We start from the raw sequence: 26,154 nt of genomic DNA, 5'->3' as shown, positions 1-26,154 counted from the left end.
TTGTTGCGTGGAAGCGGTCGGCCACGACAAGCGCCGGCCAAAACCGGACCTACAGTCGCATTTGCAACTGATTGCGCACCCGAGCGCACGCAGCGTCTGCTCGGGTGCGTGAAGACTTGCAAATGCTACGATATCAGCAGTCGATTCGACAGCGCGCGGCAGAATCTTTCAAGACTCGTGGCCCACAATAGTCGTTGTAGATGTCTGCACCTGATGGTGAGCAGCGTCGTGGCGAGGGCGGCGCTGAAACCACGCTACCGCGGTCGAAGGCGCTCACGCTTTTGGCGAGCGATACCGGCGTCGCTCTCCTCCGAGCGGCAGGGCGGCCAGCCACGGCCTGCGAACTCAGCGATCGGTCCGGCGTACCGCTGTCGACGGTGTATCGGGAGACCAGCAAACTCGTCGACGCGGGGTTACTGGAAGAGACCGTCCGCGTGGACGTCGAGAACGGGCGGCACGCGAGCGTCTACGAGCGGTCGATCGAATCGCTGACCGTCTCGGTCACGGACGACGGCGTCGACGTCGTCTCCGAGTGATCACTCCGCGCGCGCGACGAGGTCGACCGCGCGTCGTCGCGCCGTCTCGACGACCTGCTTTTCGTCGAGGGTCGTGAGTTCGCGATCCTGCATCAGGATCTGTCCGTCACAGACCGTATGGCGGACGTCTGATCCGCGGACGGCGTACGCCAGATGGCTCACGAGATCGTGCGCGGGCGCGAGGTGCGGCGCGTCGAGGTCGATAATCGCGAGATCCGCGGCGGCGCCGGCCTCCACGCGGCCACCAGGGAGCGAAAGCGCCTCGGCGCCGCCCTGCGTCGCCATCTGTACGGCCGCTTCCGCGGGGACGGCCGAGGCATCGTCGGCCCCGAGTTTGCCGATCATCGCGGCGTCGCGGAGTTCGTCGAAGAGGTCGAGGTCGTTGTTCGAGGCGGCGCCGTCGGTGCCGAGACCGACCGTCACGCCCGCGTCGAGCAGTTTCTGCACCGGTGCAATCCCGGAGGCGAGTTTCATATTCGACGCCGGGCAGTGGACGACCGCCGTGCCACGCTCGGCCAGCAGGTCGATCTCGCTCTCGTCGACGTGGACGCCGTGCGCGAGGAAGTCCGAATCCGAGAGGAGACCGACGTCGTCGGCGTACGCGAGGGGACGCTCGTCGCGCTCGGCGACGATCGGCTCGACTTCGTCCCGAGTCTCGTTGGCGTGTGTGTGGATCGGGATGCCGGCGTCGTGCGCGTCGGTGACGGCCTCCCGTAGGAGGTCCTCGTCGACGGTCGTCAGCGAGTGCGGCATCACGGCCGTTCGGATCCGACCGTCGGCGGCGCCGTCGTACTCGCGAGCGACGTCGAGGCTCTCCTGAACGTCTGCGCGGGCCTCCGCCTCGTCCTTTCCGACGGTAACGACGCCGTGACCGACGCGGGCGCGCATTCCCGCCTCGTCGACGGCCTCGACGATCTCGGGGACGTGGAAGTACATATCCGCGAACGTCGTCGTCCCCGAGCGAATCATCTCGACGAGGCCGAGTTCGGTGCCGGCGCGGACGTCCTCGGCAGTGAGCGCTGCCTCTGCGGGCCAGATGTCCTCGCGGAGCCACGCGTCGAGCGGCTTGTCGTCGGCGTAGCCCCGGAGAAGCGTCATCGCGACGTGGGTGTGTGCGTTGACTAACCCGGGCATCACGAGTCCGCCCGAGGCGTCGAGCGTCTCGTCGGCGTCGTGTTCGGTCGCCAGCTTCGAGCCGACGGCCTCGATCCGGCCGGCCGTGCGGTCGATCAGCACGTCTGCGTCCACGACGTCGCCGTCGGGGCGGAGCACCCGGCCACCGGCGACGAGGAGCGTATCGGAATCCATACACGCCGGTACCGACGGCGCGCGTATGACACTGTCGTCTGGGTTTCGTTCGGAAACGGCTGGCCAACCGTCGCCTGAGGCCGTTCGGGGACACGACCGACCAGGAGCGCATAGACGAAATCGTTCTGGAGCGTCGGTTACGACGCCTCTCGCAGAACTTAAACCGGGGCGCGACGAACGCCCGCGTATGAGCGACGACGAGAACGGGGGGCGACGTGACCTCCGGATGCCCGACGACGACGAGGTGTTCGCCGTCGTCACGAATATGCTCGGGGCGAACCGCGTGAAAGTCCGGTGTGCCGACGGCGTCGAGCGCACCGCACGAATCCCCGGCCGGATGCAAAAGCGCATCTGGATCCGCGAGGACGACGTCGTCCTCGTCGAACCGTGGGACTGGCAGGACGAAAAAGGGGACATCACCTGGCGCTACGAGAAGTCCGAGGCCGACCAGCTCCGCGAGGAAGGACACATCCAGTGATCCGAGTGTCGGCGTGGACCCGACGCGGGGCGTTCTCGACGGAGTGGAGTCCGTGGCCGGGATCGACGCCGACGCCGTCTTTTCGTACAGCGATTCAGACCGAGCCCCCAACCCACACCGATGAGTGATCCAGACGAGTACGGATTTCTGGAGCCCGAGGAGGCCGAGGGTGTGGGCGACGAGTGGGAAGAGATCGACGTCACCGACACCGAGGCCGATCGGATCGCCCGGCGTCGGGACCGCGAGTTCGACGAGTTCCGCAAGCGCCTGAAGGACGCCGATCAGTTCAAAGTCGAGCAGTCGGTCTTCGACGACGCCACGTTCGCGGCGATCTACAAACTCGTCCAGGACGGCTACGTCGACGCCTTCGGCGGACCGATCTCGACCGGCAAAGAGGCGAACGTCTACGAAGCACTCGGGAGGAAAGACGACGAGGAGCGCGACGTCGCCGTCAAGATCTACCGCATCAACGCCTCGAACTTCCGGCAGATGCGCGAGTACCTGGAAGGGGACCCCCGGTTCGAGGGGCTCGGCAACGACAAAAAGCAGATCGTGCTCGCGTGGACCCGCAAGGAGTTCGCGAATCTCAAACGGGCGCGAGAAGCAGGCGTTCGCGTCCCCGAACCGATCGCCGTCGAACGCAACGTCCTCGTGATGGAACTCGTCGGGCTCGTCGAAGACCGCGCCCGGCGACTGGCCGAAGTCGACGTGGAGAACCCCGAGACGGCCTACGAAGTCGTGCGCGAATATATGCGGCGGCTCTACTCGGCGGGGCTCGTCCACGGCGACCTCTCGGAGTACAATATGATCATCCACGACGGCGAACTCGTCGTGATCGACCTCGGACAGGCGGTGACGATCCATCACCCGAACGCCGACGAGTTCCTCCGCCGGGACTGCCGCAACGTGGCCGCGTTCTTCAGTCGACAGGGCATCGAGGTGAGCGGGACGGACCTCTACGACTTCGTCACCGAAGTCGAGCCGGAGCCGTCCGGGACACCCGAGAATCCGGACGACGCTGGCTCCTGAATGGGGTTGCTACAGTAGCGTTTGCAAGTCTTCACGCACCGACTCGCACGCAGCCGTGCGATCGGCTGTGCAATCAGGTGCAAACGCTACTACAGGGCATGTGACCGCGGTACATTCTCGAACAAACTCTTAAACCGTTCCGCCGGGTAGCGGGGTGTATGAAACACGTAAAGGTCCCGCAGGACCGCATCGGCGTCCTCATCGGCGAGGGTGGTGAGACGATGCGCGAGATCGAACGCCGGGCCGAAGTACGTCTCGACATCGACTCCGAGAGCGGGGCGGTCGCCATCGACGACGTCGGCGATCCCGTGAGCGGAATGCTCGCCCCCGACGTGGTTCGGGCGATCGGGCGCGGATTCACGCCCGAGGCGGCGCTGTCGATCCTCGACGACGAGCTCCGGACGTTCGAACTCGTCGACCTCGAATCGCACACGCGAAACAAGAACGACCTCCAGCGACAGAAAGGCCGCCTCATCGGCGAGAACGGCCGGACTCGGGAACTGATGGAGGAACTCACCGGTGCCGAAGTCGTCATCAAGGGTACGACCCTGGGCGTCATCGGTCAGCCCGAAGAAGTCGACGCCGTCCGCCGGGCCGTCGGGATGATCCTCGACGGGGCTCCCCACGGTGCGGTCTACTCGTTCCTCGAACGGAAACACAACGAACTGACGCAGGGCTTCGACGTCCGACAGTCGGGCTGAGTCGGTCTCTGGATCGGCGAGGCGCTCGTTTTTCGACTATCAGGCTATTCGATTCCAGCGACGCGGCCGCGTCTGCGACGGCGGAACGGCAAGCCGCAGTATACGTCGTGGTATCAAAGGGATAGCCGCTCGGAAGGTCGGTGCTACGCCGCGCCGTGTTCGTCGCAGAGATACGACGCGACTTGCCGCGCGGCGTCGGCGTCGAGTACCCAGACGCCGTCCCACACCTCGTCGTCTTCGGTGATTGCGACGAGGGCAGCACCCTCGGCGTCGCTATCCGGAGGCGGTGCGAAGACGACGAACCAGCCGTTTCGGATCTCCGGGACGTCGTCGTTGTGGACGGCCACAGACCACGTATCGAACGGACGCGGATCGCCGATTCCGTAGACGTGCAGGTCGAGATCGGTCTGCGATAGCTGTTCGTACGCACGTGCGGTGCCCCGCTCGTCGGTGATCCGCGAGAGTCGCTGAAAGCCAGTGTGAAGTTCGCCCACCCCGTGCTGCAGCGCCATCGCCTCGATGTACCGGGAGATTTCGATGAGGAGCAGTTTGCCTTTCGTGCCGGCCGGGTAGCCGCGGACGCGGAAGCGGGTGCCTTCCAGGTTGCGGACGACTTCGGGAGTCTCGACTTCCGAGAGCGGACGCGTACCCGTGATGTAGATGTCCGAGTTGACCGCGAGAATCGAGTCGCGAACGTCGCTGAACGCCGACTCGGCGACGACGCTGCCGTCGCGGCGCAACTGGACGACGTTCGAATCGGACAGAACGCGGCTGACCTCCGAAACGGAAACGGGCTGCTCATCGAAGAGCGACTCCAGCATTTGTGCGACCATCGGCGGCTGGTCGCTGTTGACTATAGAGAGGGACGCGGTGTGGCCGCCGTCCGCAAATTCGTCGATGAACTCCCGGAGCGTCATCGAACGTTCGTAAGGCGAGTTCGGATAATAGGGCTTTGCATAGGCGTGACCGAAGTGAGAATATAAAAACACCATTATGTCAACCTTTACCACGGCTTTCGTCGTCCGCAGTCGGGGTTTCTGGAGCCGGTAGCGTTACTTTTTTATAGAATCACAAACAATCAACGGTTGATTATGTCTCAGCGAATGCAGCAGGGTCAGCCCATGATCATCCTGGGCGAAGACTCCCAGCGCACACAGGGGAAGGACGCGCAGTCGATGAACATCTCGGCAGGGAAGGCGGTCGCCGAGTCCGTCCGGACCACGCTGGGTCCGAAAGGGATGGACAAGATGCTCGTCGACTCCGGCGGGTCTGTCGTCGTCACGAACGACGGCGTAACGATCCTCAAGGAGATGGACATCGACCACCCCGCGGCGAATATGATCGTCGAGGTCTCCGAGACCCAGGAAGACGAGGTCGGCGACGGGACCACGACGGCTGTCGTCGTCGCTGGTGAACTCCTCGATCAGGCCGAGGAGCTCATCGAGCAGGACGTCCACGCCACCACCATCGCACAGGGGTACCGCCAGGCCGCAGAGAAGGCCAAGGAGATTCTCGAGGAGAACGCCATCGAGGTCTCCGAGGAGGACCGCGACACCCTCGTCAAGATCGCCGAGACGGCGATGACCGGCAAGGGCGCCGAATCCTCGAAGGACCTGCTGGCCGAACTCGTCGTCGACGCCGTGGTCGCGGTCGCCGACGAGGAGAGCATCGACACGGACAACGTCTCCGTCGAGAAGGTCGTCGGCGGCTCGATCGACAACTCCGAGCTCGTCGAGGGCGTCATCGTGGACAAAGAGCGCGTCCACGAGAATATGCCGTACGGCGTCGAGGACGCCAACGTCGCGCTGTTCGACGGTGCCCTCGAAGTTCGCGAGACCGAGATCGACGCCGAAGTCAACGTCACCGACCCCGACCAGCTTCAGCAGTTCCTCGATCAGGAAGAAGAACAGCTGAAAGAGATGGTCGATCAGCTCGTCGACGTCGGCGCTGACGTAGTCTTCGTCGGCGACGGTATCGACGATATGGCCCAGCACTACCTCGCGAAGGAGGGCATCCTCGCGGTCCGCCGCGCGAAGTCCTCCGACCTGAAGCGGCTGGCCCGCGCGACCGGCGGCAACGTCGTCGGCTCGCTCGACGACATCGAAGCCGACGACCTCGGCTTCGCCGGCTCCGTCGCCCAGAAGGACATCGGCGGCGATGAGCGCATCTTCGTCGAGGACGTCGAGGACGCCAAGTCCGTCACGCTCATCCTCCGCGGCGGCACCGAGCACGTCGTCGACGAACTCGAGCGCGCCATCGAGGACTCCCTCGGCGTCGTGAAGACGACGCTCGAAGACGGCCAGGTCCTGCCCGGCGGCGGCGCCTCCGAGACCGAACTCTCGATGGAGCTCGGCGAGTTCGCCAGCTCCGTCGGCGGCCGCGAGCAGCTCGCGATCGAGGCCTTCACCGAAGCGCTGGACGTCATCCCGCGCACCCTCGCTGAGAACGCCGGCCTCGACCCCATCGAGTCGCTCGTCAACCTCCGCAAGGAGCACTCCGACGGCGACTTCGCTGCCGGTCTCGACGCCTACACCGGTGACATCGTCAACATGGAGGACGACGGCGTCGTCGAACCCCTCCGCGTCAAGACGCAGGCCATCGAGTCCGCCACCGAGGCGGCCGTGATGATCCTCCGCATCGACGACGTCATCGCCGCTGGCGACCTCAAGGGCGGCAGCAGCGACGACGGCGGCGACGAAGGCGGCGCACCCGGCGGCGCCGGCGGCATGGGCGGTATGGGCGGCATGGGCGGTATGGGCGGCGCAATGTAAGCGTCCTCTCAGGAAAACGCCTACACCACACCCGCGACCCTCTGCCCGAACCGCGCGCCGAACGTCCGCAGGCACTGACTTCTTTTATTGCGACCGCGATACGACGAGCGACGCTGCGATAGCGGCGCAGAAAGGCTTTGTCGGTCGGGCGTGAATGATCGGCCGATGGGCGATCCGGCCTGCTACAGAGCGGCGTGTCCAGTGTGCGACGCGCAGGTGACGATCGTCGACGAGGAGTGTCCGGAGTGCGGGCAGCGAATAGAGATCCGGAGGGCGTGACGGACCGCGTCGGTCCTCACTCGGTCCGGTCGATGTCGATCTGTTCGCGGATGGCGGCCAGTTCTTCGGAGTCGGCTAACGCTTCGACCTGCGTCCGGAAGTGCCGCTCACAGAGCCCGACCTTGATTCCGTCCTTCTCCGCGGCGTACGCGGCGTCCCGGTCGCAGTAGTGGCACTTCATACACACTCTTTGGTGCCGCTCGGGGTTTAACTCTATGCTCCCGGCTATCTACACCGAGAACGGCGTCAGACGCCCGACAGACGGGCGGCGAACGGCTCGAACGCCGACCGTGGCGGTCCGGTCACGCCCAGCGTCCGGTCGTGGGCGTCCGAGCCCCCGAGTCGAAGGAGCGCTGCGTCCTGGGCGACTTCGTCGACGAGCGCACCGTCTTCGCGGTCGGCACTAGAGTCGCTGTAGGGGTAGTAGCGCTCGACGGCGTCGAGTTCGCGGGCGCGCGCTAAGGCACTCTCGGGGTCGGGATAGCGGAACGGGTGTGCGAGTCCGACGACCGCACAGGAGTCCCGCAGGGCGTCGACTCCCGCCGAGAAGGAGGGAACGTATCGCTCGACGTAGCAGGGGCCGTCGTTGCCGATCAGGTGTTCGAACGCGCCGTCGTAGTCGTAGGGAGCGTCGCTCTCGTCGATCGCGCGGGCGATGTTCGGTCGTCCGATGCCATCGCGCAGTTCCACGTCGAGGTCGACGCCGAGACGCTCCTCGGCGCGCGCGACGATCTCCGCGCCGCGGCGCTTCCGGTTCTCCTGGATGCGTCTGGTCACCGACAGGATCGACTCGGTTGCTTCGACGCCGTACCCCAGGAGGTCGAGCCGCTGGTCGCCGGCGTCGACGCGGAGTTCGATCCCGCGAACGATGGTGACGCCGTCGCGCGTCGTCACTGGTGCGTCCAGTTCCGGGTGGATCCGGTCGTGGTCCGTCACGGCGACGACGTCGACGCCGCCGTCGCGGGCGACCGCTGGGAGCTCGGGGACCGTTAGCGTCCCATCGGACGCAGTGGTGTGAACGTGGAGGTCCGCCGCCGGTGAAATGTCGGCCGCCGAGGTCGCGTCGTCGCGTTCCCGTGTCACGTCGGAGAGTCGGCGGTGCCGTTTCAAAGCCCTTGCGCCCCGTGTGAAGTGTACCCGCGATAAAACTATCCGTGACAAGAGTCCCCGTGAGAGCCATCCACGATTAAAGATGATTAAGGAATTTAGAGACCTCATATTCCATCATAGAAAACCATTAAGAATACCCAGCACTCAGAGTAGAGTGTAATGCGCTTGAACCGCACCGGCGATCTCATCGGCGGTCACGAGTTCCCGGCCACGACCGAGGACCTCATCGAGGCGTACGGCGACCAGACTATCGAACTCCCCAACGGGACCGCGCGCCTCGGAGACGTACTCGCTCGTGCGGGCTCTGAGACCTACACCAGCGCCGACGACGCCCACTCGGCGCTCCTCTGTGGCCTCGGTCACGAGGCCATCGGTCGCCGGTACTACAGCGATCGAGACGCCTACGCGACGGGCGAGGAAGGTCCTCAACAGGTGTCCTTCTGAGATAGAGACGTAGCGCGACAGACGACTTTTTTCGAGGTATTCTACAGGCTGAGCAGGCCGAGTGCCTCGGGGTCATACGGAAATATTCGATTTCCGTGATGACGAGAATCGGAGATTCTCGAACCACTTGACCCCGAGGCGGTTCACACAGGCACGTCGAGCGGGACGTTCCCCTTCGTGTAGCCTTCGACGCGACCGGACGGCCTGAGCCGGAAGACCACGGCCGGCCGGTGGTGCACGTCCGGCCGCTCGGCGAGTATCGACTGCCACTCGTCGTCTGGGAACGACGAGCAGTCGACGAAGAGGACGACGCCGCCGCCGTGTTTTTCCAGTTGCCCATCGGACTTCGTCGCTGCCGTGTCGCGGACGGCCGCGATCGGCGTGCCCGCGCGACGCTGTCCCGTCGGCGTCGGCCGCGTCACTTCGACGAGGACGGACTCGTCGTCGCTTTCGGCCCGGTAGTCGATAGCGTGCCCCGTCGACACTTCGATCTCCGGTTCGATGTCGTAGCCGTCGTCGACGAGGAGGTGACCAGCGTTGAACTCCCCCATCGCGGCCGTCATCCGCGTGAGATCGAGGTACTCGGAGGTGCCGAGTTTGCCGGCCATCACCTCCCGCCAGTCGTCTAAGACGCGCGTACGGAGGAACGACTCGTAGAATTCGAGGGCCTCCTCACGAGTGACGTCGGGGAAGCCAGCGGCGTGTTCGTCGAAGAACTCGCGGGTCGTCTCGCGGCCGTCTTTCGAGAGGAAGACCGGCAGGAAGAACCACGAGAGGTGCGGGTACGGTTCGAGCCACGGGCTCTCCTCGTGCAGTTGTGCGGTGAGCTCTCGCGTGGCCCACCGTGAGACGTCGTCGGGGATCGCCTCGAAACTGTACTTCTCCGTGCGCCAGAGCGCCTCCGGCGTCTCGGTGTTCCCGAGCCAGTAGGCCTCGTCGTCGTTCCACAGAAACAGCGCGATGTCGCCGTTGTCCATCTCGAATCGCTCGCCCGAATATCGGGCGGGCTGTTTGAACCACGGACTGCGACGGGTCGCACCGAGATTCCGATCTAGATCGCGATAAATTTGTCCGACCACCCGGCCCTCCGTCCAGCGGCTGGGGGCGTGTCGAAAGCGTAGTGGGCGTGCCACACTGTACAGTAGCGGTTCAATCGGTTTATACTGTCGCCTCGGAGCGGCCGAGAGTTGTCACGGCGTCGAAACCACGAAGAGAAACCCCCAGACGGCGATACATATATGTGGGTGACACTCTCACGGTATGATGTACCATGTCGATGGGCGCATACGACGACGACGAACACGAGCGTCGTGAGCGGAAGAACGGTGCAGTCGATACGGACTTCTCCGACGACCGGACAGTGTATCGAGGGTCCGTAGAGTACGTCTCCGGCGACTCGACGGAAGCGCTCCTCGACCAGTTCAAACAGTTGCAGGGCGAGTGAGGCCGGGCGACGCGGGGTGAGCGTCGCCGACGCCACTCCTCCGTTCTGCCGAGAGGAGTTGACATTACCCTTCGAGCGGAGCGGCCGTCACGCGAAGCGTCGCCATCGCCGCCAGAGAGACGACGGTGACTGCGACGATGTGGCCGCCGACGGCCAGTAGCAACACTGGCCTATCGAGGACGAACGGGACCATCGCGAGTTGCGTCAGGCCGAAGACGACGTTGAGCGCGTCGAGACGACGGAGTCGGTGCGCCGTCTCGGCGTCGAACGAGTAGCGCCACGAGCGCCACAGCGCGACGACGGCGGCCCACCACGAGGTGCCGATGCGGTAACAGAGGTCCCAGAGGATCAAGAGCGTGAGATACACGACCGGGATCGGCGGGTCGGGACCGAACAGCCACTCGAAGAGCGTCGGATCGGCGGTCCGCGGGTCGAAAACGAACAGATGCGTCACGAGTGCGACGAACGCGAGAATCCCGAGTACGACCTCGATACTCGACCCGAACAGCAGACGACGATACGGTTCCGGGAGGTCGAGGCGGCGCGTCCGTCGCCCGAACTGCCGCATCACGCCGCTGCCGACCGCGGCGACGGCGACGGCGACCGTTCCCGGCAGGACGGCCGTCCAGAGGTCGTAGTACCACGCGAGGACGAGCACGCCGGTCTGAAAGATCGCCAACTGGATCGCGATGGCCTGCAGGTCCGAGAGGTCGATCCCGGGGACGGCACCGACGATGCTCTCGTAGACCCAGGTGTCGCCGTACCGCTCGACGCCGCTCTCGTAGCGCGGATTCGGCCGGGCCATCACCGATCGAGCGGCCGAACGGTCGGTTCGGAGACGGTCCCGCCGTCGGCCGTCGGCGTTTCGCCCTCGTCTCCGGCGGCCGCCGCGCCGCCACGTCCCTCACGGGTCGTCGCTTCGGCCTGAAGCGCTTTTCTGATGGCTTCGTCGAACGGTGTCAGATCGACGTCGACGAGCGACTCGATCCGGTGATCGCGCACGACGACGGGGTTCTTCAGCCCCTCGATCAGAGGACGGGCGACCGGTGCCGGAACGTCCGTGACCAGCCCGATCCACAGCGAAGAGAGTTTCGGGGAGAGGATCGGCACCGGAACGATCGTGGGAGCGCGCCCGCGCTGACGACCGACCCGGATCAGGATCTCCCGGTAGGTCAACACGTCCGGGCCGCCGATCTCGTAGGTTTCACCCGCTGTCTCGGGCACGTCGAGAACGCCCACGAGGTACGCGATGGCGTCGTCGACGAAGATTGGTTGACACTTCGTCTCGACCCAGCGCGGCGTCACCATCACCGGGAGGCGCGAGGCCAACTGTTTGATCATATCGAAGCTCGCAGAGCCCGCGCCGATCAGGATCGCGGCCCGCAGCGTCGTGAGCGCGTACTCGCCCTCGCCGAGGATGTTCTCGACTTCCCGGCGCGAGCGGAGGTGCTCGGAGAGTCGGTCCCGTTCCTCGCCGAGGCCGCCGAGGTAGACGACGCGCTCGACGCCGTGTTCGGAGGCGGCGTCGGCGAAACTCCGCGCGGCCCGCCGGTCGCGTTCCTCGAAGTCGGCGCCCGAGCGCATCGAGTGGACGAGGTAGTAGGCGGCGTCGACGTCGAGCGCCGACTCGAAGCTTCCGGGCTCGAGGAGGTCGCCCTCGACGACGCGGACCTCCGGCGGCGCGTCGTACCGCGGTGCGTCCCGAACGAGCACCGTCACGTCGTGACCGGCGTCGAGAAGGGCGGGAACGAGACGACCACCGACGAACCCGGTCGCACCCGTTACGAGAACTCTCATACCGATGAATGGATCCGTAGCTTGTTAACAGTTCTCGCCGCTCGTCGGACGACTGCGGAAAACAAGAGACGGCTACGCGTCGTCGATTGCGTCCCAGCCCGGCGTCTGCGGCGCGCCGCGTGACGCCTCGACGTCGTCGCCGGACGGCGGGTCACTCACCCGTTCACCGGGGGCTCCGGCGGCCTCCGTCCACTCACGAATCGCTTGTCCGGCCCACGAGTCGGCGTCGAGTACGTCCGCGGTCGCGGCCGCGGCGCGCCCGTCGTCGACGGAGAGCGACCCGGGATGGGACCCCGCGGCGGCCCCGACGAACGCCGCGCGGTCCGTGTCGGTGAGTTCGCCCCGCTGCATCCGGTCGACGACGCCGTCGAGGTCGTCGGGGTCGGGGTAGCCGAACACCTTCGCGCCAATCGCCTGCGGCCCGAGCAGCAGGCCGCTGTACTCGCCAGGGGCGTCGTCGAGCAGCCGTTTCCCGTCGTGCTCGGCTTCGACGCGTTCGCACTCGGTTTCGACGCCGAGGTCGAGGTTGTGACTCGGATACGCCGAACACTCCTCGGGGTAGAGGTCGCCATCGTGGATTCGACACTGGAGCGTTTCGGGGTCTAAGAACGCACAGGCGGACAGCCACCGCGGTTCGGTCCCGAACGGGGCGACGGGCTTCGGTGGTTTTCGCAGGCCGACGAAGAACGCCGGACGTCCGTCGATGGCGGCGAGCCGAACGCCGTCGACGACGACGCCGGGCGTCTCCCCGTCGACGCGCCAGAGCCGCGGTGTCAGAACGTCGCCGAGTCCCCGCTCGACGAACCGTGCGACCTCGTCGCGCGTCAGGGGTACGAGGTTGTACGCGTCGTCGAGCGGTTCGCCGGGACCGCGCCGCTCGTGATCGGACGGCGAGTCGGCGATCGGTCGCCAGTCGAGACAGCAGCCGGCGCAGTTCTCACAGTTCAGTTCCATCGTCCATCACTCCGGGTCGTCAGCGTCGAGGTCCTGATCGGGCTGTGGCTCCGGGGCCGATCCCCCGGCGGTCTCGTCTTCGGTCGTCGCCGATTTCGCGTCTGCAGTTTCGCCGTCCGAATCCGCGGCCGCCGCGTCCGGGTCGCGGTCGCGGACGACGAGCACGGGCGCAACCGCCCCCTCGGCGACGCGCTCGGCGTCCTCACCGAGCAGCACGGCGAGCAGCGACTCGCGGCCCTCACCCATCACGATGATATCGGCCTCGTCCGAGCGATCGACGATGTCGTGAATTTGCAGCATCGCGGTCGTCGTCTCCGTGGTGATCTGCTCGGCGGGAAGACCCCGTCCGCGGAGTCGCTCGGCTGCGGTGTCGACGGCACTCTCGGCGTCGAACTCCGAGCCCTCGCCTGCCGCGATTCCCCAGAGCGTCACGTGGCCCGCACCGCCGGCGAGCAGCGTCGCGACGAGATCTGCGAGCCGGCCGACGTCGATCGCGCCGCGGATCGGCACGAGCACCTCCGAGATTTCGCCGGTCGGATTCGACAGGAGGATCGCTGTCGCGCCCAGTTCGGCCGCGACGCGGTCGATCGTCTGCTCGCGGTCGTGGGTGAACACGACGCGCGTCTCCGGGTCGCCGCCGGCGTCGATGAACGACTGCGCGATGTCGTCGACGGCCTCCTGCGCCCGGTCTTCGAACTGCATACTCGCCTGCTCTGTCGGCGTCTGCTCCGGCAGGACGTGGTAGCCGAGGACGATCACGTCCGCCGGCGCGAGGAACTCGACGACCGTATCCGGGATCGTCTGTCCCTCCAACACCTCGACCGGGAGGAGGATCACCGGCGGTTCACGGATCACGAGGTCGGCGTCAATCAGGTCCTCACCCGGAAGATCACCCCACATCTACAGCACCCCCTTGAGTTGGACGTCGCTGGCGTAGTACTTGTACCATCCGGCGGATACGAGCATAATCGCGACGCCGACGATCTGTGAGGTCGGCTGCATAAACAGGATCAACCCCGCGCTCGCGACGGCGCCGAGTCCCGCGACGACGCGGTGAGCGGGCACGCGGAACGCCGGATCGTACCACTCGGGCTCGTCGCGACGCATCACGATGAGCGCGACGCACATCAGGCAGTACATCACGAGGTGGAGGAACGAGGCGACCTCGGCGAGCACCTCCACCTCGCCGAATGCGACCAATACCAGCACTGGTCCGCCGGCCATCGTCAGCGCGACGTGTGGCGTCCCGTAGCGGAGATTCATCCGACTCGCGAACCGGGGGATGATCTCGTCTTTGCTCACCGCGAACACCGCCCGCGACGTCGAGAGGATCGAGGCGTTCGCACTCGAAATCGTCGCGAGCAGCCCCGCGATGAGGATCGCGATCGCACCGGTCGAGCCGACGAAACTGCGCGCGACCTCGACGATGGCGGTCTCGCCGAACGAGGCGAGCGTCTCGCTCCCGAAAGCGCTGGTGGCGACGAAGATCGTCGCGACGTAGAGGATGCCGACGATCACCACCGACGCGACCATCGCCAGCGGGAGATTCCGTCCCGGGCGCTTGATGTCGCCAGCGACAGTGGCCACCTGCGCGAACCCGAGATACGAGGTGAACACGAGCGCCGCGGTCGTGAACACCGGCAGCGGGCCGAACGGCGCGAACGTCTCCGGCGTGCTCGCGCGCCCGAACACGCCGAGGGCGTCCAGCCCACCGTATCCCAGAAAGAACACCAGAATCGTCAACAGCAGCCCGACGACGTAGTTCTGCAGCGCAGCGGCGTTCTCCGTGCCAAAGAGGTTCAGCGCGGTCAGGAATACGCCGAACAGGAGCGCGAACGGGATGACGATCGGGACGTTGCCGACGGCGACGCCGGCCTCCGCGAGGACCGCCGCGACGTAACTCCCGAAACCGACGAGGTAGAACGCCGTCGCGAAGACGAGTCCGAGCCAGATGCTGAGACCGACGACAGCGCCGGGGAGCGCGCCGAGCGCCCGGGAGATGAAGTAGTAGCCGCCACCGGATTTCGGCATCGCCGTCGCCAGTTCGGAAGTCGGGAGCGCCACGAGCAGCGCGATGACCGCGCCGATGCCGAAGGAGGCCGCTGCGGCCGGACCGGCACCGCCGGCGGCGAGTCCGGGGAAGACGAAGATGCCCGCGCCGATCATCGTTCCCACCCCGATCGAGATCCCTCCCGAGAGCCCGATCGTGCGCTCCAGTTCCGTCCCCGCTTCGGTGACAGTCGCCTCCTCGTCGTCAGCAGGCGGCGTTATCACCGGTGGCGTCTCGCCGGCGTGCGTGTCGCTGGCGGTGGCCGACGCGCCGTCGTAATCGCTCATTTCACACCAACTGTTCGACGGATGAACAGTAGAAGCCTCGGATATATCACATTAGTGACTGTAATCCGGAGACGGCACGCGGCGAGCGTCAACCCGACGCCACGCTCGCCGCAGGACGTATAGCCGTCGGCCACGTCGCTCCCCTATGACGAGCGAGCCTTGCGACGCGTGCGGTCGGTCGGTGCGGATCGCCGGTGGAATCGGCGACTTCTGGTCGTTCGAGACCGAGTCCACGGGCGGGATGACCCTCGAACTCGACGACGGCGGCGAGTACTTCCTGTGTCACGACTGCATCGCGCGCCTGCCTGACGACCGGGTCGTGACGAGCGAGGACGTCGAATCCCTCTGAAAAACGGCTCCTTGCGGACCAGATCGGCAGAACGGAGGAGTTCGTCGGTTCATAGGGGTATCGTACGTCCTCATAGAGATCTCGCCGTATCGGCCGGCGAGAATCTCGGAACAGGTACGATCACCTCGATCAGTACGGCGGCGATTCCGCGTCGATGACGCCGGCGAGATTCCCGAGTTCGCCGGTCAGGAGGACCGCGAGGTCGTCGAGAGTGACGATACCGGCGAGGTCACCGTCCTCGTCGACGACCGGCATCCGCCGGACGCCCTCGTTGCACAGTTGCGTCGAAAGCTCGAACAGGCCGGTGTCGGCTTCAACGGTCACCGGGTCCGTGCTCATCATCCGCTCGGCGTCCATCTCCTCGGCATCGAGCTGGTCGGCTGCAATTCGGATCGCGATGTCGCGGTCGGTAATGAGACCGACGGGCTCGTCACCCTCGACGACGACGACGCTGCCGACGTTCTCATCGCGCATCGTGGTCGCCACTTCGTGGACGGGTGTTTCAGGGGAGGCGGTTACGACTTCGTGGCGCATTATGTCGGAGACGGTCATCGGTCGAACACCATCGTATACACGACTCGGGAAGCAGAAAAGAAGGACATATCATTCTCAAATAATGAAAACTATTGTGTTTTTTTGTACAATACTGTTGGAGTGAAGAGTGGGAGTGCAGAACAGCAGACGCGATGCGGGACGGCGTCTCCAGTACAGGTGGTGCTGTGTCGGGTCCCGTCTGAAGGTTTTTATCCGAGAGCGGCACAGGGTCGGGTGTGGACCCCGATCGGATCCCCCCGTCGTTTCCGGCCCCGAGCTTCCGCGGCGCACAAGAGCAGGCGCTCTCGGACATCCGAGACGCGTTCGCGGCCGGCAACGACGTCGTCCTCGTCCGCGCGCCGACCGGCAGCGGCAAGTCCCTCCTCGCGCGGTCGATCGCGGGCGCGGCGGCGACCACCGACGAAGTCGCGCCCGCGAAGGCGACTGACGCCTACTACACGACGCCGCAGGTGTCCCAACTCGACGACGTCGCAGAGGATCCGCTGTTGGACGACCTGAACGTAATCAGAGGCAAGTCGAACTACACCTGTATTCTGAACGGCGAAACCGACACGCCGGTCGACCGCGCGCCCTGCGTCCGACAGGCGGGCTTCGACTGCTCGGTCCGACACCGCTGTCCGTACTTCTCCGATCGGGCGATCGCCTCGAACCGTCGCATCGCGGCGATGACGCTGGCGTACTTTATGCAGACCGCGGGCTCGGACGTGTTCCGCAAGCGCGACGTCGTCGTGATCGACGAGGCGCACGGACTCGCCGAGTGGGCGGAGATGTACGCGACAGTCGATCTGAACCCCCGGACGGTCCCCGTCTGGGACGACGTCGGGATTCCCGACGTCACGGCCGCCGGCGACCCCGTCGAGCGGACCGTGCGGTTCGCTGAGACGCTCGCGGGCGTCTGCGAGCGCGCGAAAGACGAGTTGCTGCGGAAGCCCGATTTGACGCCGGAGGAAGCGGCGCGGCGCGACCGCCTCCAGGAGCTCCGGTCGGAGCTCACCTGGTTCGTCGACGACTACCGAAATCCCGAGAGCCCGACGACGTGGGTCGTCGACCAGCCCGACGGCGAGGGGAGTCCGGTCACGATCAAACCGCTCGATCCCGCCAGGTATCTGCACCACACGGTCTGGGACCGCGGCAACAAGTTCGCGCTCCTCTCGGCGACGATCCTGAACAAGGCGGCGTTCTGTCGGGGGGTCGGCCTCGATCCCTCGAACGTCGCGCTCGTCGACGTCGAGCACACGTTCCCGGTGGAGAACCGGCCGCTGTACGACGTCACGCAGGGGAAGATGACCTACGACCGGCGTGACGAGACGCTCCCGAAAGTGGCGCGGACGCTCGTGCGGATTATGGCGAAGCACCGGGACGAGAAGGGACTCGTGCACTGTCACTCGTATGCGATCCAGTCGGAGCTCCGACGACGACTCGCACAGCTCGGGCTCGGGAGTCGCGTTCGGGCGCACGACCGGGAGGACCGCGACGCCGCCTTAGAGTCGTGGAAGGCGACCGACGATCCCGACGTCTTCCTCTCGGTGAAGATGGAGGAGGCGCTCGATCTCTCCGGGGATCTGTGCCGCTGGCAAGTCGTCTGTAAGGCCCCGTATCTCAACACGAACGACTCCCGCGTCGCCCGCCGCCTCGACGACGGCCAGTGGTCGTGGTACCGCCGGGCGGCACTCCGAACGGTCATTCAGGCCTGTGGGCGGGTCGTTCGCGCCCCCGACGACTACGGCGCGACGTATCTCGCGGATTCGTCGCTACTGGACCTGTTCGAGCGTACGCGAAGCGATATGCCCTCGTGGTTCCGCGACCAGGTGGACCGGTTGTCGACGCCGGATCTCCCCGAGTTCGATCAGGTGGCGGCGGGCGGACAGTCAGGATCCCGACGAACCTCGGGCGGACGTCGATCGTCGGCGCGCGATCGGACGGCGACCCGCACTGAGAGTCGCTCCTCGTCGGGTGGGTCGAATCAGTCGAGCGGAACCACGCGCTCGGGGAGTAACCGGGGCACGTCCGAGTCTGACGACGAACAGTCGGACCACCCGCTGTCGGACGTGTGGGGCGATACGTAGTCGGCAGCGTAGATCTGACGGTCGTTAGAGGAGTAAGGACGCCCCGTAGGCGAACGACGAGCCGACCATCAAGAGAACGAGAATGAGCGCGAGCACCTGCTGTCGATCCATAGTGGGAGTACGCTCGCATCTAATTCAATTCTTTCGCTGTCCGGTCGCTCGCCTCGGCGGCAGGATACATAGAGAGTGGAGATCGACGCGACACATTGTGTGACTACACAGAGAATCCACGCGATACCGAAACGAATACGTAATGAACGTTAATTTGGGTTTAAGATAGAGCCCCGATACAGAGACGAAGAATACATTTGTTTTGTATTAACACGTTTCTGTGATTGTTTGAGACAGTATCTCACAGAATACTTAACATCCTCAGTAGCGTGGTGATAATTGTCCGGCAATGTATACCCACGGGCTGAACACGGCGATGACCCTGTACCGGAACGGAACACTGACACTGTCGCAGGCGGCGTCGCGGGCGGGCCGCTCGAAGGACGCGTTCGAGACGGCACTCGTGCGGCACGGCATCTCGGTGCGAGAGAATCAGGCGCGGCCCGGAGCAGCGGACGCGTCTGCGAGCGCAGACTAGCATAAAGAGTTTCTACTGATCTAGCGAGGGTGAGAGCCGCAGCGCCGTCTCCAGCACGTCGGCCTGCTCGTGGTCCGTCGACCGGGTCGTAGTCACTCAGAAGTCCCCGTGATTCCTCGTTCCGTAGTCGCTCGGAAGTGTCGGTATTTTCGCCGGCGCTCGGTATCGTCGCCGTTCATACTGTCGGACAGGGCTATGTGAAAATCATCGGCACCCCGTAGGTGCCAACATGATTCACGAACTTCTGTCCGACAGTATCAGAATTTGTCGTCGCCACCGTCCGCGTCGCCGCTACCGACGTTATTCGTCGCTGTCGACCGCGTCCTCGGGGAGCACGTGCAGTCCGGCGCGACTTTTCAGTACCGGCACGGCATCCGCGTCGGCGTCGACGTACGACGGGCGGGCAATCGTCTTCGACTCGTAGGTGTCGGGATCGAGCACCTGAATCGCGTACTCGTCCTCGACGGCGACGACGGTCGTCTCGTCCGCGTCGTCGACGGTCCCGAGTTGTCGCGCGTCGGGCGTCTCGCCCTCCTCGAAGGAGGCCTCGTACTGGTCGCCGGTCGTGAGTCGAACGCCCTTGAGATTCCCGCGGACGCTCCGGACCAGCACCGGCCCGTCGTCGTCTTTTGGGTCGAGGACGTCGCCGGGCGTGAACTTCGGGAGGCGGACGGCGTAGGTCACCCGATAGACCTCGTTGCCGTCGCTGTCCTCGGTCACGAGCGTCGGGTACTCCTTGACGTGCCCGCCGAGTTCTCTGACGATCCGCTTTGCGACGCCGCCGCCCAACTGATTCGTCGAGATCTTGATGTCGGTGCCGTCGTCGGTCTCTTTCGTCTCCGAGATGAACGCGTTTCGGTCGCCAGTGTCTTCGCGCTCTTGGACGTACGACTCGGCGATCTCGACCGCCCGTGCCTCCTCCTCGGCAGTGGGCGTCCGATCGTCGGCTCTGACCTGTACGATGCTGGCGTAGTAGCCGCCGGCGATCCGCCCGCAGCGGTCACACGTCTGTCGCGAGATGAGGACCGGCACGGTTACGCTCTCCTCGCGGTAGGTGCCGCGGACGATGCCGCTGAAGGTGCAGTGCATCCGGATCGTGTTCTCGTCGACCTGCTCGGGTTCGACGCCCCAGCGGACGTCTCCGGCCTTCAGGTGGACGCCGAGCGCCTCCGAGACCTGTTCGACGGCCACGTCGGTGTAATCGCGCGCGCCGACGTCGACCCAGCGGTTCCCCTCGTAGACTGCGCCGCACTGCGAGCAGACGCGGACCTCGATCCGCTCGGGGGCGTCGACGAGGTCGAAGTCCTCGAAGTAACAGTCGTCACAGAGGACGGCGTCGCGCTCTCGGGGTTCCCCGGGGAGGGGTTCTGATCGCTCCGATACCGGGTCCCCACACCGCGGGCAGAAGTCTCCCGAACTCATCAGCCACCGTAGACGACGGAGGCGGTTAAGCGCGACGAATAGGCGAGCGTTCGAAGATGCGAGAGCGCGAGAGGCGACCGCACTGGGCGTCGGACCCACCCAGCCCCCAACACCGTTTATTACGCTGAAGGCATAGTCGGGGTATGGACTGGAAACCCGACTGGGGACTCCGGGGCCGTATGGTCCTGACGATGTTCCTGCTCTTCGCCCTCTATCTCGTCTTCGTGGGTGCGCTGTGGTGGACGGACTCGTTCTTCTATCTCCCGTTGATGGGCGCGTTCGTCCTCGCGCAGTTCTTCTTCAGCGACAAGCTCGCACTCTACAGTATGGGCGCAAAGAAAGTCTCAGAGGAGGAGTACCCCGAACTGCACGCGACGGTCTCACGCCTCAGCCAGCAGGCTGACCTCCCAAAACCCGCAGTCGCCGTCGCCGACTCGCGCGTCCCGAACGCCTTCGCCGCCGGTCGCTCGCAGAAGAAATCGACGGTGTGCGTGACGACCGGGCTCCTCCGGACGCTCGACCGCGACGAACTGGAGGGCGTGATCGCGCACGAGCTCGCGCACGTGAAGAACCGCGACGTGATGGTGATGACCATCGCGTCGTTCCTCTCGACGGTCGCGTTCATGATCGTCCGGATGGGCTTTTGGTTCGGCGGCGGCCGGGACCGCCAGGGCGGGGGTGGCGGCTTCCTCGTCGCGATCGTCGCATCGCTCGTCGTCTGGATCGTCTCGTTCGTCCTGATCCGCGCGCTCTCGCGCTACCGCGAGTTCGCCGCCGACCGCGGCGGGGCGCTCATCACCGGGAAGCCCTCGGCGCTCGCGTCGGCGCTGCTGAAGATCGACGGTCGGATGGACAAGGTCCCGAAGGAGGACCTCCGCGAGCAATCGGAGATGAACGCGTTCTTCATCGTCCCGCTGAAGAGCGACGTCATCGGCAAACTGTTCAGCACCCACCCCGCGACGGAGAAGCGCGTCGACCGCCTCCGCGACCTCGAACGCGAACTGGAGACGCGGTAAGATGACCCGGACAGAGAGGCTCGGTGGGGCGGAGAACGGAGGGATCAGCTGATGGGCCTGTTCGATACGATCCGCACGGTGCTCGGGACGAACGCCGAGGCGGACGCGACCCGCGACGCCGATCCCGAGGACCTCTTCGGGATGAGCACCGCCTACGTGACGATGGAGGCCGACCTCGGCTTCCGCTCGGTCGGTGCCGCCGCTCTCTGTTTCTCCGGCGTCGATAGCACGGACTTCGAGGCGGCGGTCGACGAGGTCGAGGCGATCCTTCGCGCGGGCGAGGAAGAGACCGGGACGACCTTCGATGTCCGCGAGGACAGCCACGGCTGGGAGTGGGTCGTCCTCCGCGACGACGACCCCGAGGATCTCGTAACGAGCGTCCACTTCGCCGCCGACGAGTTCGTCGAACGCGGCTACGGCTCGCGGCTTCTCGCCGCCGTCTTCGGGTTCGAACGCGGCGGCGGGAACGGCGAGCGCGCCTACTGGATCTACTCGTTCCGGCGGGGGTCGTACTACCCCTTCGCCCCTCGGCGCGGGAAAGAACGCGAGCAACGCCTGGAGTTCAAACTGGACTCGGTCCTCGACGGCGAATTGGAGATCGAAGACGACGAGTCCTACTGGTATCCGATGTGGCCCGACCGCGACGGCGGCCACCCCTGGGAGTGACGATGCCCCCGCCCGCGGGGTTCCCCGGGGCTATTTGACACCGTCTCCTGTAACACTACTCTGATGCCCTCCAGTACGAGTTCGCCGACCAGGCGACGCCTCCTTCGATCGACGGCCGCCCTCCTCGGAGCGGGTGCCCTCGCCGGATGCGGGGGTCACTCCGGTGCGTCGGGGTCCAGCAGCGTCAGTGGTCCCGGTGCCGAACCGCCCGCAGATGCGCTTGTCGATCCGACCGCCGTGAAACTCCGGAACCCGGAGCTGAAACCGGTCGTGTCGACCGGGACGGAAACAACGACGAAGTCTGACGACCAGACCGAGACGCCCATCGACGACTGGCGGCACACCCTCGTCGGCGACGCCGAAACCGCAGCGTCGCTCTCGTTCGCCGACGTCGACGGCGCCGACGAAGCGAAAGCGCTCCTCGAAGAGACAGATTTCGAGTCGCAGTCGGTGTACGTCGAACGACACGCGATCGGCGAGTGTTACGAGCGGCGGCTCTGTTGGGTCCGCTGGACCGAGCACGAAATCGAAACCGACTACGCACGGATCCTCCGCGACGCCGACGTGGCCTGCGAAGCCGACGCCCGAGACGTCGTGACCTACCTGATCCGGATTCCAGTCGCATTGGACCCAGAGCAGGTGAACAGCTACAGTTCGGGAAGCGGGAGCGGCCCCTGTCGGACGCCCACGGACGGGGAGGTGAAACGATGACCCGTTCCTCACGCGGACGCCGCCTCGACCGGCGGCGCTTTCTCGTGGCCTCGAGTGCCACTGGTCTCGCGCTGCTCGCCGGGTGTACGGATCGGATTCCGGTCATCGGCGACAGCCGACAGATGCTCGACGGCGACGCCCTCAGCGCGATTGCCGACGAGGAGCCGCCGACAGTTCCCGAGACGTTCCCCGTCGACATCGAGGCGTCCTTCATCGAACAGCATCGCACAGCGGCGCAGTCGAAGCTCGACGCGATTCCCGCGCCGTTCGACGAGGAGGAGATTCCGAACGGCGTGATCCGAGAGCGCCTCAACGACGACTACGACTACGCGAGAGAGTCGCTCCAGCAAGCCGACGCCGCGCAGACGCCGTACTCCCGACTCGAGCACACGACTCGCGCGCGAGCGACCAGCCGTCAACTCCAGGCCGCCTGGGGCGCCATCGAGTCCGATCTGACCCGGTCAGATCTCGAAGCGGAGGTACCGCAGATCGAAGACGACCTTGACGCGTTCGTCTCCGGATGGTCCTACGTCGGCAACGATCCGGTTCGCGCTGCGGTCGTCCACGCCGAAATCGAAGGCGAGATCCGCGGCGCGCGGAATTGGCTGACGATCCGGCCGGAAGAGTTCGCGCGTATCGAGGGGCGGCCGCTCGAACTCGGCCAAGTGGCGTCCGACCTGGAACAGGCACGTGTCAGCGTCGCGGTGGCGTCGTACTTCTTCGATCGTTTCCGGGGAGATCTCGGAGAGCAGGTGGATCAGGAGTCCCGCTTCGAGCGTGCACGACGGAAACTTCGAGAACGTCTCCAGCAGGAGGCCGGGTCGCTCCCGCGCGAAGACATCGACGACCCGACCGAGTTCGTCGACCGCGACGTCGACGAGACGGCCGGCATCCGGGCGCTCGCGGAACTCGCTCGGGACGCGCGAAGACGTGTCGACGATACGGACGGCAGTGACGACGGCCCACGGCTCGCGATCGAACTCCTGCTCGCGTCGCGTGCGCTCGCGCACCTGGAGGCATACCAGTCCCTCCGCGAGCGGATCGAGAACGGCGACGACGTCGCGATCGACGACGCAGAAGACGTGAGGGCGCTTCGCTCGGACGCCGTCGCGGCCATCGAGGGGGCACGCGAGGCCGAACACGGACAGTTGCTCGTGCGCGCCACACTGCCGCGGTTCGCCAACGAGATCCGCTGGGCCGACGAGCGGTTTGCGGACCTCTCTGGATCGGTCTCTGCGGAGTCGGTGACGTACGACGCCGTCGACTACGTCGTCGTCGCCGAACTCTGCCGCGCGCTGCCGTCGGCGAGCGCTGACGTGGCGGCTGTGCTTCGGGAGTCGTAGGCGGGGCGACGACACAGCCGAACTCGTTACGAGCCCCAAATCGTCACGAATCCCGTTCATCCGGTATGAATCCGCTCCCACGCGAGCACCGGGAGTCGCTTCAGTGCGGCGTTTTTACTTTCACTTTGGTGTTAACGAGGGTTTATGTGCAAGTGGGACCCAGAACCGGATACGATGCCAGAAGACGATCTCGAGAGCCTTCCTGGAGTGGGGCCGGCGACGGCAGACAAACTGACTGAAGCGGGATTCGAGAGCTATCAGGCGATCGCCGTCGCGAGTCCGGGCGAGATGTCTAACACGGCCGACGTTGGCGAATCGACCGCGGCCGACATCATCAACGCGGCCCGCGAGGCCGCCGACATCGGTGGCTTCGAGACGGGAGCGGCTGTGCTCGAACGGCGCGAGCAGATCGGGAAGCTCTCGTGGGGGATCCCCGAGGTCGACGAGCTCCTCGGCGGCGGGATCGAAACGCAGTCCATTACAGAAGTGTACGGCGAGTTCGGGGCCGGGAAGTCGCAGGTGACCCACCAGATGGCCGTCAACGTCCAACTGCCGCCCGAGCACGGCGGCCTCGGCGGGTCGTGCATATTCATCGACTCCGAGGACACGTTCCGTCCCGAGCGGATCGACGATATGGTTCGCGGCCTCGACGACGAGATCATCGCCGACCTCCTCGAACGGCGCGAGATCGAGGGCTCGCCCGGCGACGACGAGACGATGGCGGACCTGCTCGATAGCTTCCTCGATCACATCCACGTCGCGAAGGCGTTCAACTCCAACCACCAGATCCTCCTGGCGGAGAAAGCCAAGGAGCTCGCCCGCGACAACGAGGAAGCGGAGTTCCCCGTCCGCCTGCTCTGTGTCGACTCGCTCACTGCGCACTTCCGCGCGGAGTACGTCGGTCGTGGCGAACTCGCCGAGCGACAGCAGAAACTCAACAAGCACCTGCACGACCTGATGCGCATCGGCGACCTCTACAACACGTCCGTGCTGGTGACGAACCAGGTCGCCTCGAACCCCGACTCGTACTTCGGCGACCCGACCCAGCCGATCGGGGGCAACATCCTCGGCCACACCTCGACGTTCCGTATCTACCTCCGGAAATCGAAGGGCGACAAGCGTATCGTCCGCCTCGTCGACGCGCCGAACCTCGCCGACGGCGAGGCCGTGATGCGCGTCCAAGACGGCGGTCTCAAGCCCGAATAAAACGACCCAGCTCTTTTAACAACGAAGCGGTGCGATTCGCGCACCCGAGTCAGCAAAAAGGTGGTTAGTCGTCCTCGGTTGTCGTCTCCTCGATGTCGACGTCGCCTTCGTGGATGGCAGCCCCGTCTTGGGCCACCTGTCGCGCGAGGACAGCGCACTTGATCCGCATCGGCGAGATGTCGACGCCGAGCATATCGGTGACGTCGTCGGTGCCCATCGCTTCGAGTTCCTCGAGCGTCATCCCGCGGAGCTTCTCCGAGAGCATACTCGCGGAGGCCTGGCTGATCGCACAGCCGTTCCCGGTGAACGACACGTACTCGATGGTCTCGCCGTCGTCTTCGAGTCTGACGTTCATCGTGATCGTATCGCCGCAGGAGGGATTTTCTCCGGTGTGAGAGAAGTCCGGATCGGACATCTCGCCCTTGTTCCGGGGGTTCTTGTAGTGATCCAGAATCTGCTGCCGATACATATCCGAGCCCATTCCCATTGTTGGCGGCTGTAAGGTGGTGCAGCGCAAAAGGGTTCCGCCGGGGACGAATGTCTCGCCGCCCGTCGCTGCCGTCGCAATATTCGTGTCCCACGTTCGGAAGAGGGACGTCGATTCGATCGCGTTGCCGACGAGGATATGTCAGCCGTTTTTGGATACATCTACAAATCTGGAGGCCTCAAGAGCGATCAATGGCGATTCCGACTTGGGTGAGCGATCGCGAAGCGTTCGGCAGATCGTCGTTGACGAACGAGGAGATACAGGACGTCTCGGAGACACTCGGGGTCGTATCGAACCCACTTCGGCTCGAAATCCTCGTGACACTCGGTCGCGGTGAGGCGCCGATGTCGTACACCGATCTGCGGGCCGCGATCTCGGTTCGCGACAACGGGAAGCTCAACTATCACCTCCGGCAGCTCGAGGGCCTCATCGAACGAGAGGACGAGCAGTACGCGCTCAGCGTGCGAGGCGAGCGCCTCCTCAAGCAGGTGACCGACGAGGCAATTCGGGAGTCCCCCTAGACAGCTGCGAGGAGAAACGCGCTTCTCCGAGAACT

The 26,154-nt window shown here is 65.4% G+C and carries 29 protein-coding genes; 16 read left to right on the top strand and 13 right to left on the bottom strand.

Annotated elements, in window-relative coordinates:
* Positions 1 to 200: 200 nt before the first annotated feature.
* Positions 201 to 536 carry a winged helix-turn-helix domain-containing protein gene (locus NO347_RS05470; RefSeq protein WP_256288637.1) on the top strand — a complete coding sequence of 112 codons (336 nt, stop codon included), beginning with the start codon at positions 201 to 203 and terminating at the stop codon, positions 534 to 536.
* Here the strand turns inward: NO347_RS05470 and NO347_RS05465 are convergent, their stop codons facing one another.
* Positions 537 to 1,844 (bottom strand): amidohydrolase, encoded by a 1,308-nt coding sequence (locus NO347_RS05465; RefSeq protein ID WP_256288636.1) that lies wholly within the window; start codon positions 1,842 to 1,844, stop codon positions 537 to 539.
* A gap of 187 nt (positions 1,845 to 2,031) precedes the next feature.
* On the opposite strand from NO347_RS05465, the gene eif1A reads away from it, so the two are divergent.
* The 3 genes from eif1A (at position 2,032) to NO347_RS05450 (ending at position 4,052) form a co-directional block, all read left to right on the top strand.
* Positions 2,032 to 2,322, top strand: coding sequence for a translation initiation factor eIF-1A (eif1A, locus tag NO347_RS05460; RefSeq protein ID WP_049985645.1), 291 nt, complete (start codon positions 2,032 to 2,034; stop codon positions 2,320 to 2,322).
* 120 nt (positions 2,323 to 2,442) lie between these two features.
* Complete coding sequence (rio1, locus tag NO347_RS05455; protein WP_256288635.1) at positions 2,443 to 3,351, top strand: serine/threonine-protein kinase Rio1; 909 nt, start codon at positions 2,443 to 2,445, stop codon at positions 3,349 to 3,351.
* A 158-nt stretch (positions 3,352 to 3,509) separates the two neighbouring features.
* Positions 3,510 to 4,052 carry a KH domain-containing protein gene (locus NO347_RS05450; protein WP_121568674.1) on the top strand — a complete coding sequence of 181 codons (543 nt, stop codon included), beginning with the start codon at positions 3,510 to 3,512 and terminating at the stop codon, positions 4,050 to 4,052.
* Positions 4,053 to 4,195: 143 nt separating this feature from the next.
* Here the strand turns inward: NO347_RS05450 and NO347_RS05445 are convergent, their stop codons facing one another.
* Positions 4,196 to 4,969, bottom strand: coding sequence for a DICT sensory domain-containing protein (locus NO347_RS05445; protein ID WP_256288634.1), 774 nt, complete (start codon positions 4,967 to 4,969; stop codon positions 4,196 to 4,198).
* 204 nt (positions 4,970 to 5,173) lie between these two features.
* Between NO347_RS05445 and thsA the strand changes: the two genes are divergently transcribed.
* A complete protein-coding gene (gene thsA, locus NO347_RS05440; protein WP_256288901.1) occupies positions 5,174 to 6,823 on the top strand; it encodes a thermosome subunit alpha in 1,650 nt (549 codons plus the stop codon).
* A 295-nt stretch (positions 6,824 to 7,118) separates the two neighbouring features.
* Here the strand turns inward: thsA and NO347_RS05435 are convergent, their stop codons facing one another.
* Both NO347_RS05435 and NO347_RS05430 read right to left on the bottom strand, forming a co-directional pair.
* Positions 7,119 to 7,283 carry a DUF6757 family protein gene (locus tag NO347_RS05435; protein WP_175454563.1) on the bottom strand — a complete coding sequence of 55 codons (165 nt, stop codon included), beginning with the start codon at positions 7,281 to 7,283 and terminating at the stop codon, positions 7,119 to 7,121.
* 65 nt (positions 7,284 to 7,348) lie between these two features.
* Positions 7,349 to 8,185, bottom strand: coding sequence for a PHP domain-containing protein (locus tag NO347_RS05430; protein ID WP_256288633.1), 837 nt, complete (start codon positions 8,183 to 8,185; stop codon positions 7,349 to 7,351).
* A 186-nt stretch (positions 8,186 to 8,371) separates the two neighbouring features.
* Between NO347_RS05430 and NO347_RS05425 the strand changes: the two genes are divergently transcribed.
* A complete protein-coding gene (locus NO347_RS05425) occupies positions 8,372 to 8,656 on the top strand; it encodes a DUF5789 family protein (protein ID WP_121568678.1) in 285 nt (94 codons plus the stop codon).
* 143 nt (positions 8,657 to 8,799) lie between these two features.
* On the opposite strand, the gene NO347_RS05420 is transcribed toward NO347_RS05425, so the two are convergent.
* On the bottom strand, positions 8,800 to 9,789 hold the full coding sequence (locus tag NO347_RS05420; RefSeq protein WP_256288632.1) for a DUF5784 family protein: 990 nt from the start codon (positions 9,787 to 9,789) through the stop codon (positions 8,800 to 8,802).
* A 137-nt stretch (positions 9,790 to 9,926) separates the two neighbouring features.
* Between NO347_RS05420 and NO347_RS05415 the strand changes: the two genes are divergently transcribed.
* Positions 9,927 to 10,100, top strand: coding sequence for a DUF5786 family protein (locus NO347_RS05415; protein WP_256288631.1), 174 nt, complete (start codon positions 9,927 to 9,929; stop codon positions 10,098 to 10,100).
* Between the two features lie 64 nt (positions 10,101 to 10,164).
* Here the strand turns inward: NO347_RS05415 and NO347_RS05410 are convergent, their stop codons facing one another.
* The 5 genes from NO347_RS05410 to NO347_RS05390 all read right to left on the bottom strand — a co-directional run bounded on the left by NO347_RS05410 (position 10,165) and on the right by NO347_RS05390 (position 15,188).
* Positions 10,165 to 10,905: a DUF7530 family protein gene (locus NO347_RS05410; protein WP_256288630.1), complete on the bottom strand. Its 741-nt coding sequence runs from the start codon at positions 10,903 to 10,905 to the stop codon at positions 10,165 to 10,167.
* Positions 10,905 to 11,897, bottom strand: a complete 993-nt coding sequence (locus tag NO347_RS05405; protein ID WP_256288629.1) for an NAD(P)H-binding protein — start codon at positions 11,895 to 11,897, stop codon at positions 10,905 to 10,907. The genes NO347_RS05410 and NO347_RS05405 overlap by 1 nt, the downstream gene beginning before the upstream one ends.
* A gap of 72 nt (positions 11,898 to 11,969) precedes the next feature.
* On the bottom strand, positions 11,970 to 12,851 hold the full coding sequence (locus tag NO347_RS05400; RefSeq protein ID WP_256288628.1) for a YkgJ family cysteine cluster protein: 882 nt from the start codon (positions 12,849 to 12,851) through the stop codon (positions 11,970 to 11,972).
* Between the two features lie 6 nt (positions 12,852 to 12,857).
* Entirely contained in the window at positions 12,858 to 13,751 is an 894-nt protein-coding gene (locus NO347_RS05395; RefSeq protein WP_256288627.1) for a universal stress protein, read from the bottom strand.
* The gene (locus NO347_RS05390; RefSeq protein ID WP_256288626.1) at positions 13,752 to 15,188 is read right to left on the bottom strand and encodes an APC family permease; all 1,437 of its coding nucleotides are present in this window, start codon (positions 15,186 to 15,188) and stop codon (positions 13,752 to 13,754) included.
* A 145-nt stretch (positions 15,189 to 15,333) separates the two neighbouring features.
* On the opposite strand from NO347_RS05390, the gene NO347_RS05385 reads away from it, so the two are divergent.
* A complete protein-coding gene (locus tag NO347_RS05385; protein WP_121568685.1) occupies positions 15,334 to 15,537 on the top strand; it encodes a DUF7561 family protein in 204 nt (67 codons plus the stop codon).
* A 129-nt stretch (positions 15,538 to 15,666) separates the two neighbouring features.
* Here NO347_RS05385 and NO347_RS05380 read toward each other — a convergent pair whose 3' ends face one another.
* Positions 15,667 to 16,089, bottom strand: a complete 423-nt coding sequence (locus tag NO347_RS05380; RefSeq protein WP_256288625.1) for a CBS domain-containing protein — start codon at positions 16,087 to 16,089, stop codon at positions 15,667 to 15,669.
* Positions 16,090 to 16,307: 218 nt separating this feature from the next.
* Between NO347_RS05380 and NO347_RS05375 the strand changes: the two genes are divergently transcribed.
* Both NO347_RS05375 and NO347_RS05370 read left to right on the top strand, forming a co-directional pair.
* On the top strand, positions 16,308 to 18,158 hold the full coding sequence (locus tag NO347_RS05375; protein WP_256288624.1) for a helicase C-terminal domain-containing protein: 1,851 nt from the start codon (positions 16,308 to 16,310) through the stop codon (positions 18,156 to 18,158).
* Between the two features lie 400 nt (positions 18,159 to 18,558).
* The gene (locus NO347_RS05370; protein ID WP_121568688.1) at positions 18,559 to 18,747 is read left to right on the top strand and encodes a DUF7317 family protein; all 189 of its coding nucleotides are present in this window, start codon (positions 18,559 to 18,561) and stop codon (positions 18,745 to 18,747) included.
* A gap of 300 nt (positions 18,748 to 19,047) precedes the next feature.
* On the opposite strand, the gene NO347_RS05365 is transcribed toward NO347_RS05370, so the two are convergent.
* Entirely contained in the window at positions 19,048 to 20,172 is a 1,125-nt protein-coding gene (locus tag NO347_RS05365; RefSeq protein WP_256288900.1) for a 60S ribosomal export protein NMD3, read from the bottom strand.
* Between the two features lie 140 nt (positions 20,173 to 20,312).
* Here NO347_RS05365 and htpX point away from each other — a divergent pair, with 140 nt between their 5' ends.
* The 5 genes from htpX (at position 20,313) to radA (ending at position 25,111) form a co-directional block, all read left to right on the top strand.
* A complete protein-coding gene (gene htpX, locus NO347_RS05360) occupies positions 20,313 to 21,185 on the top strand; it encodes a zinc metalloprotease HtpX (RefSeq protein ID WP_256288623.1) in 873 nt (290 codons plus the stop codon).
* A 51-nt stretch (positions 21,186 to 21,236) separates the two neighbouring features.
* On the top strand, positions 21,237 to 21,851 hold the full coding sequence (gene pspAB, locus NO347_RS05355; protein WP_256288622.1) for a PspA-associated protein PspAB: 615 nt from the start codon (positions 21,237 to 21,239) through the stop codon (positions 21,849 to 21,851).
* 63 nt (positions 21,852 to 21,914) lie between these two features.
* On the top strand, positions 21,915 to 22,562 hold the full coding sequence (locus tag NO347_RS05350) for a hypothetical protein (protein WP_256288621.1): 648 nt from the start codon (positions 21,915 to 21,917) through the stop codon (positions 22,560 to 22,562).
* Entirely contained in the window at positions 22,559 to 23,905 is a 1,347-nt protein-coding gene (locus NO347_RS05345) for a hypothetical protein (RefSeq protein ID WP_256288620.1), read from the top strand. Before NO347_RS05350 ends, NO347_RS05345 begins: the two co-directional genes overlap by 4 nt.
* Before the next feature lie 174 nt (positions 23,906 to 24,079).
* Complete coding sequence (gene radA, locus NO347_RS05340; RefSeq protein WP_256288619.1) at positions 24,080 to 25,111, top strand: DNA repair and recombination protein RadA; 1,032 nt, start codon at positions 24,080 to 24,082, stop codon at positions 25,109 to 25,111.
* A gap of 64 nt (positions 25,112 to 25,175) precedes the next feature.
* Here radA and sufU read toward each other — a convergent pair whose 3' ends face one another.
* Positions 25,176 to 25,598, bottom strand: coding sequence for a Fe-S cluster assembly sulfur transfer protein SufU (gene sufU / locus NO347_RS05335; RefSeq protein WP_256288618.1), 423 nt, complete (start codon positions 25,596 to 25,598; stop codon positions 25,176 to 25,178).
* 191 nt (positions 25,599 to 25,789) lie between these two features.
* Between sufU and NO347_RS05330 the strand changes: the two genes are divergently transcribed.
* Positions 25,790 to 26,119 (top strand): winged helix-turn-helix domain-containing protein, encoded by a 330-nt coding sequence (locus NO347_RS05330; RefSeq protein WP_256288617.1) that lies wholly within the window; start codon positions 25,790 to 25,792, stop codon positions 26,117 to 26,119.
* Positions 26,120 to 26,154: the final 35 nt, after the last annotated feature.

Origin of the sequence: Halobellus inordinatus (assembly GCF_024464655.1) — an archaeon.
In the GTDB taxonomy this organism is placed as follows: Archaea; Halobacteriota; Halobacteria; order Halobacteriales; family Haloferacaceae; genus Haloquadratum; species Haloquadratum inordinatus.
Note: the sequence above shows the minus strand (reverse complement) of the source record. Positions and strands in the feature narration are given on the sequence as shown.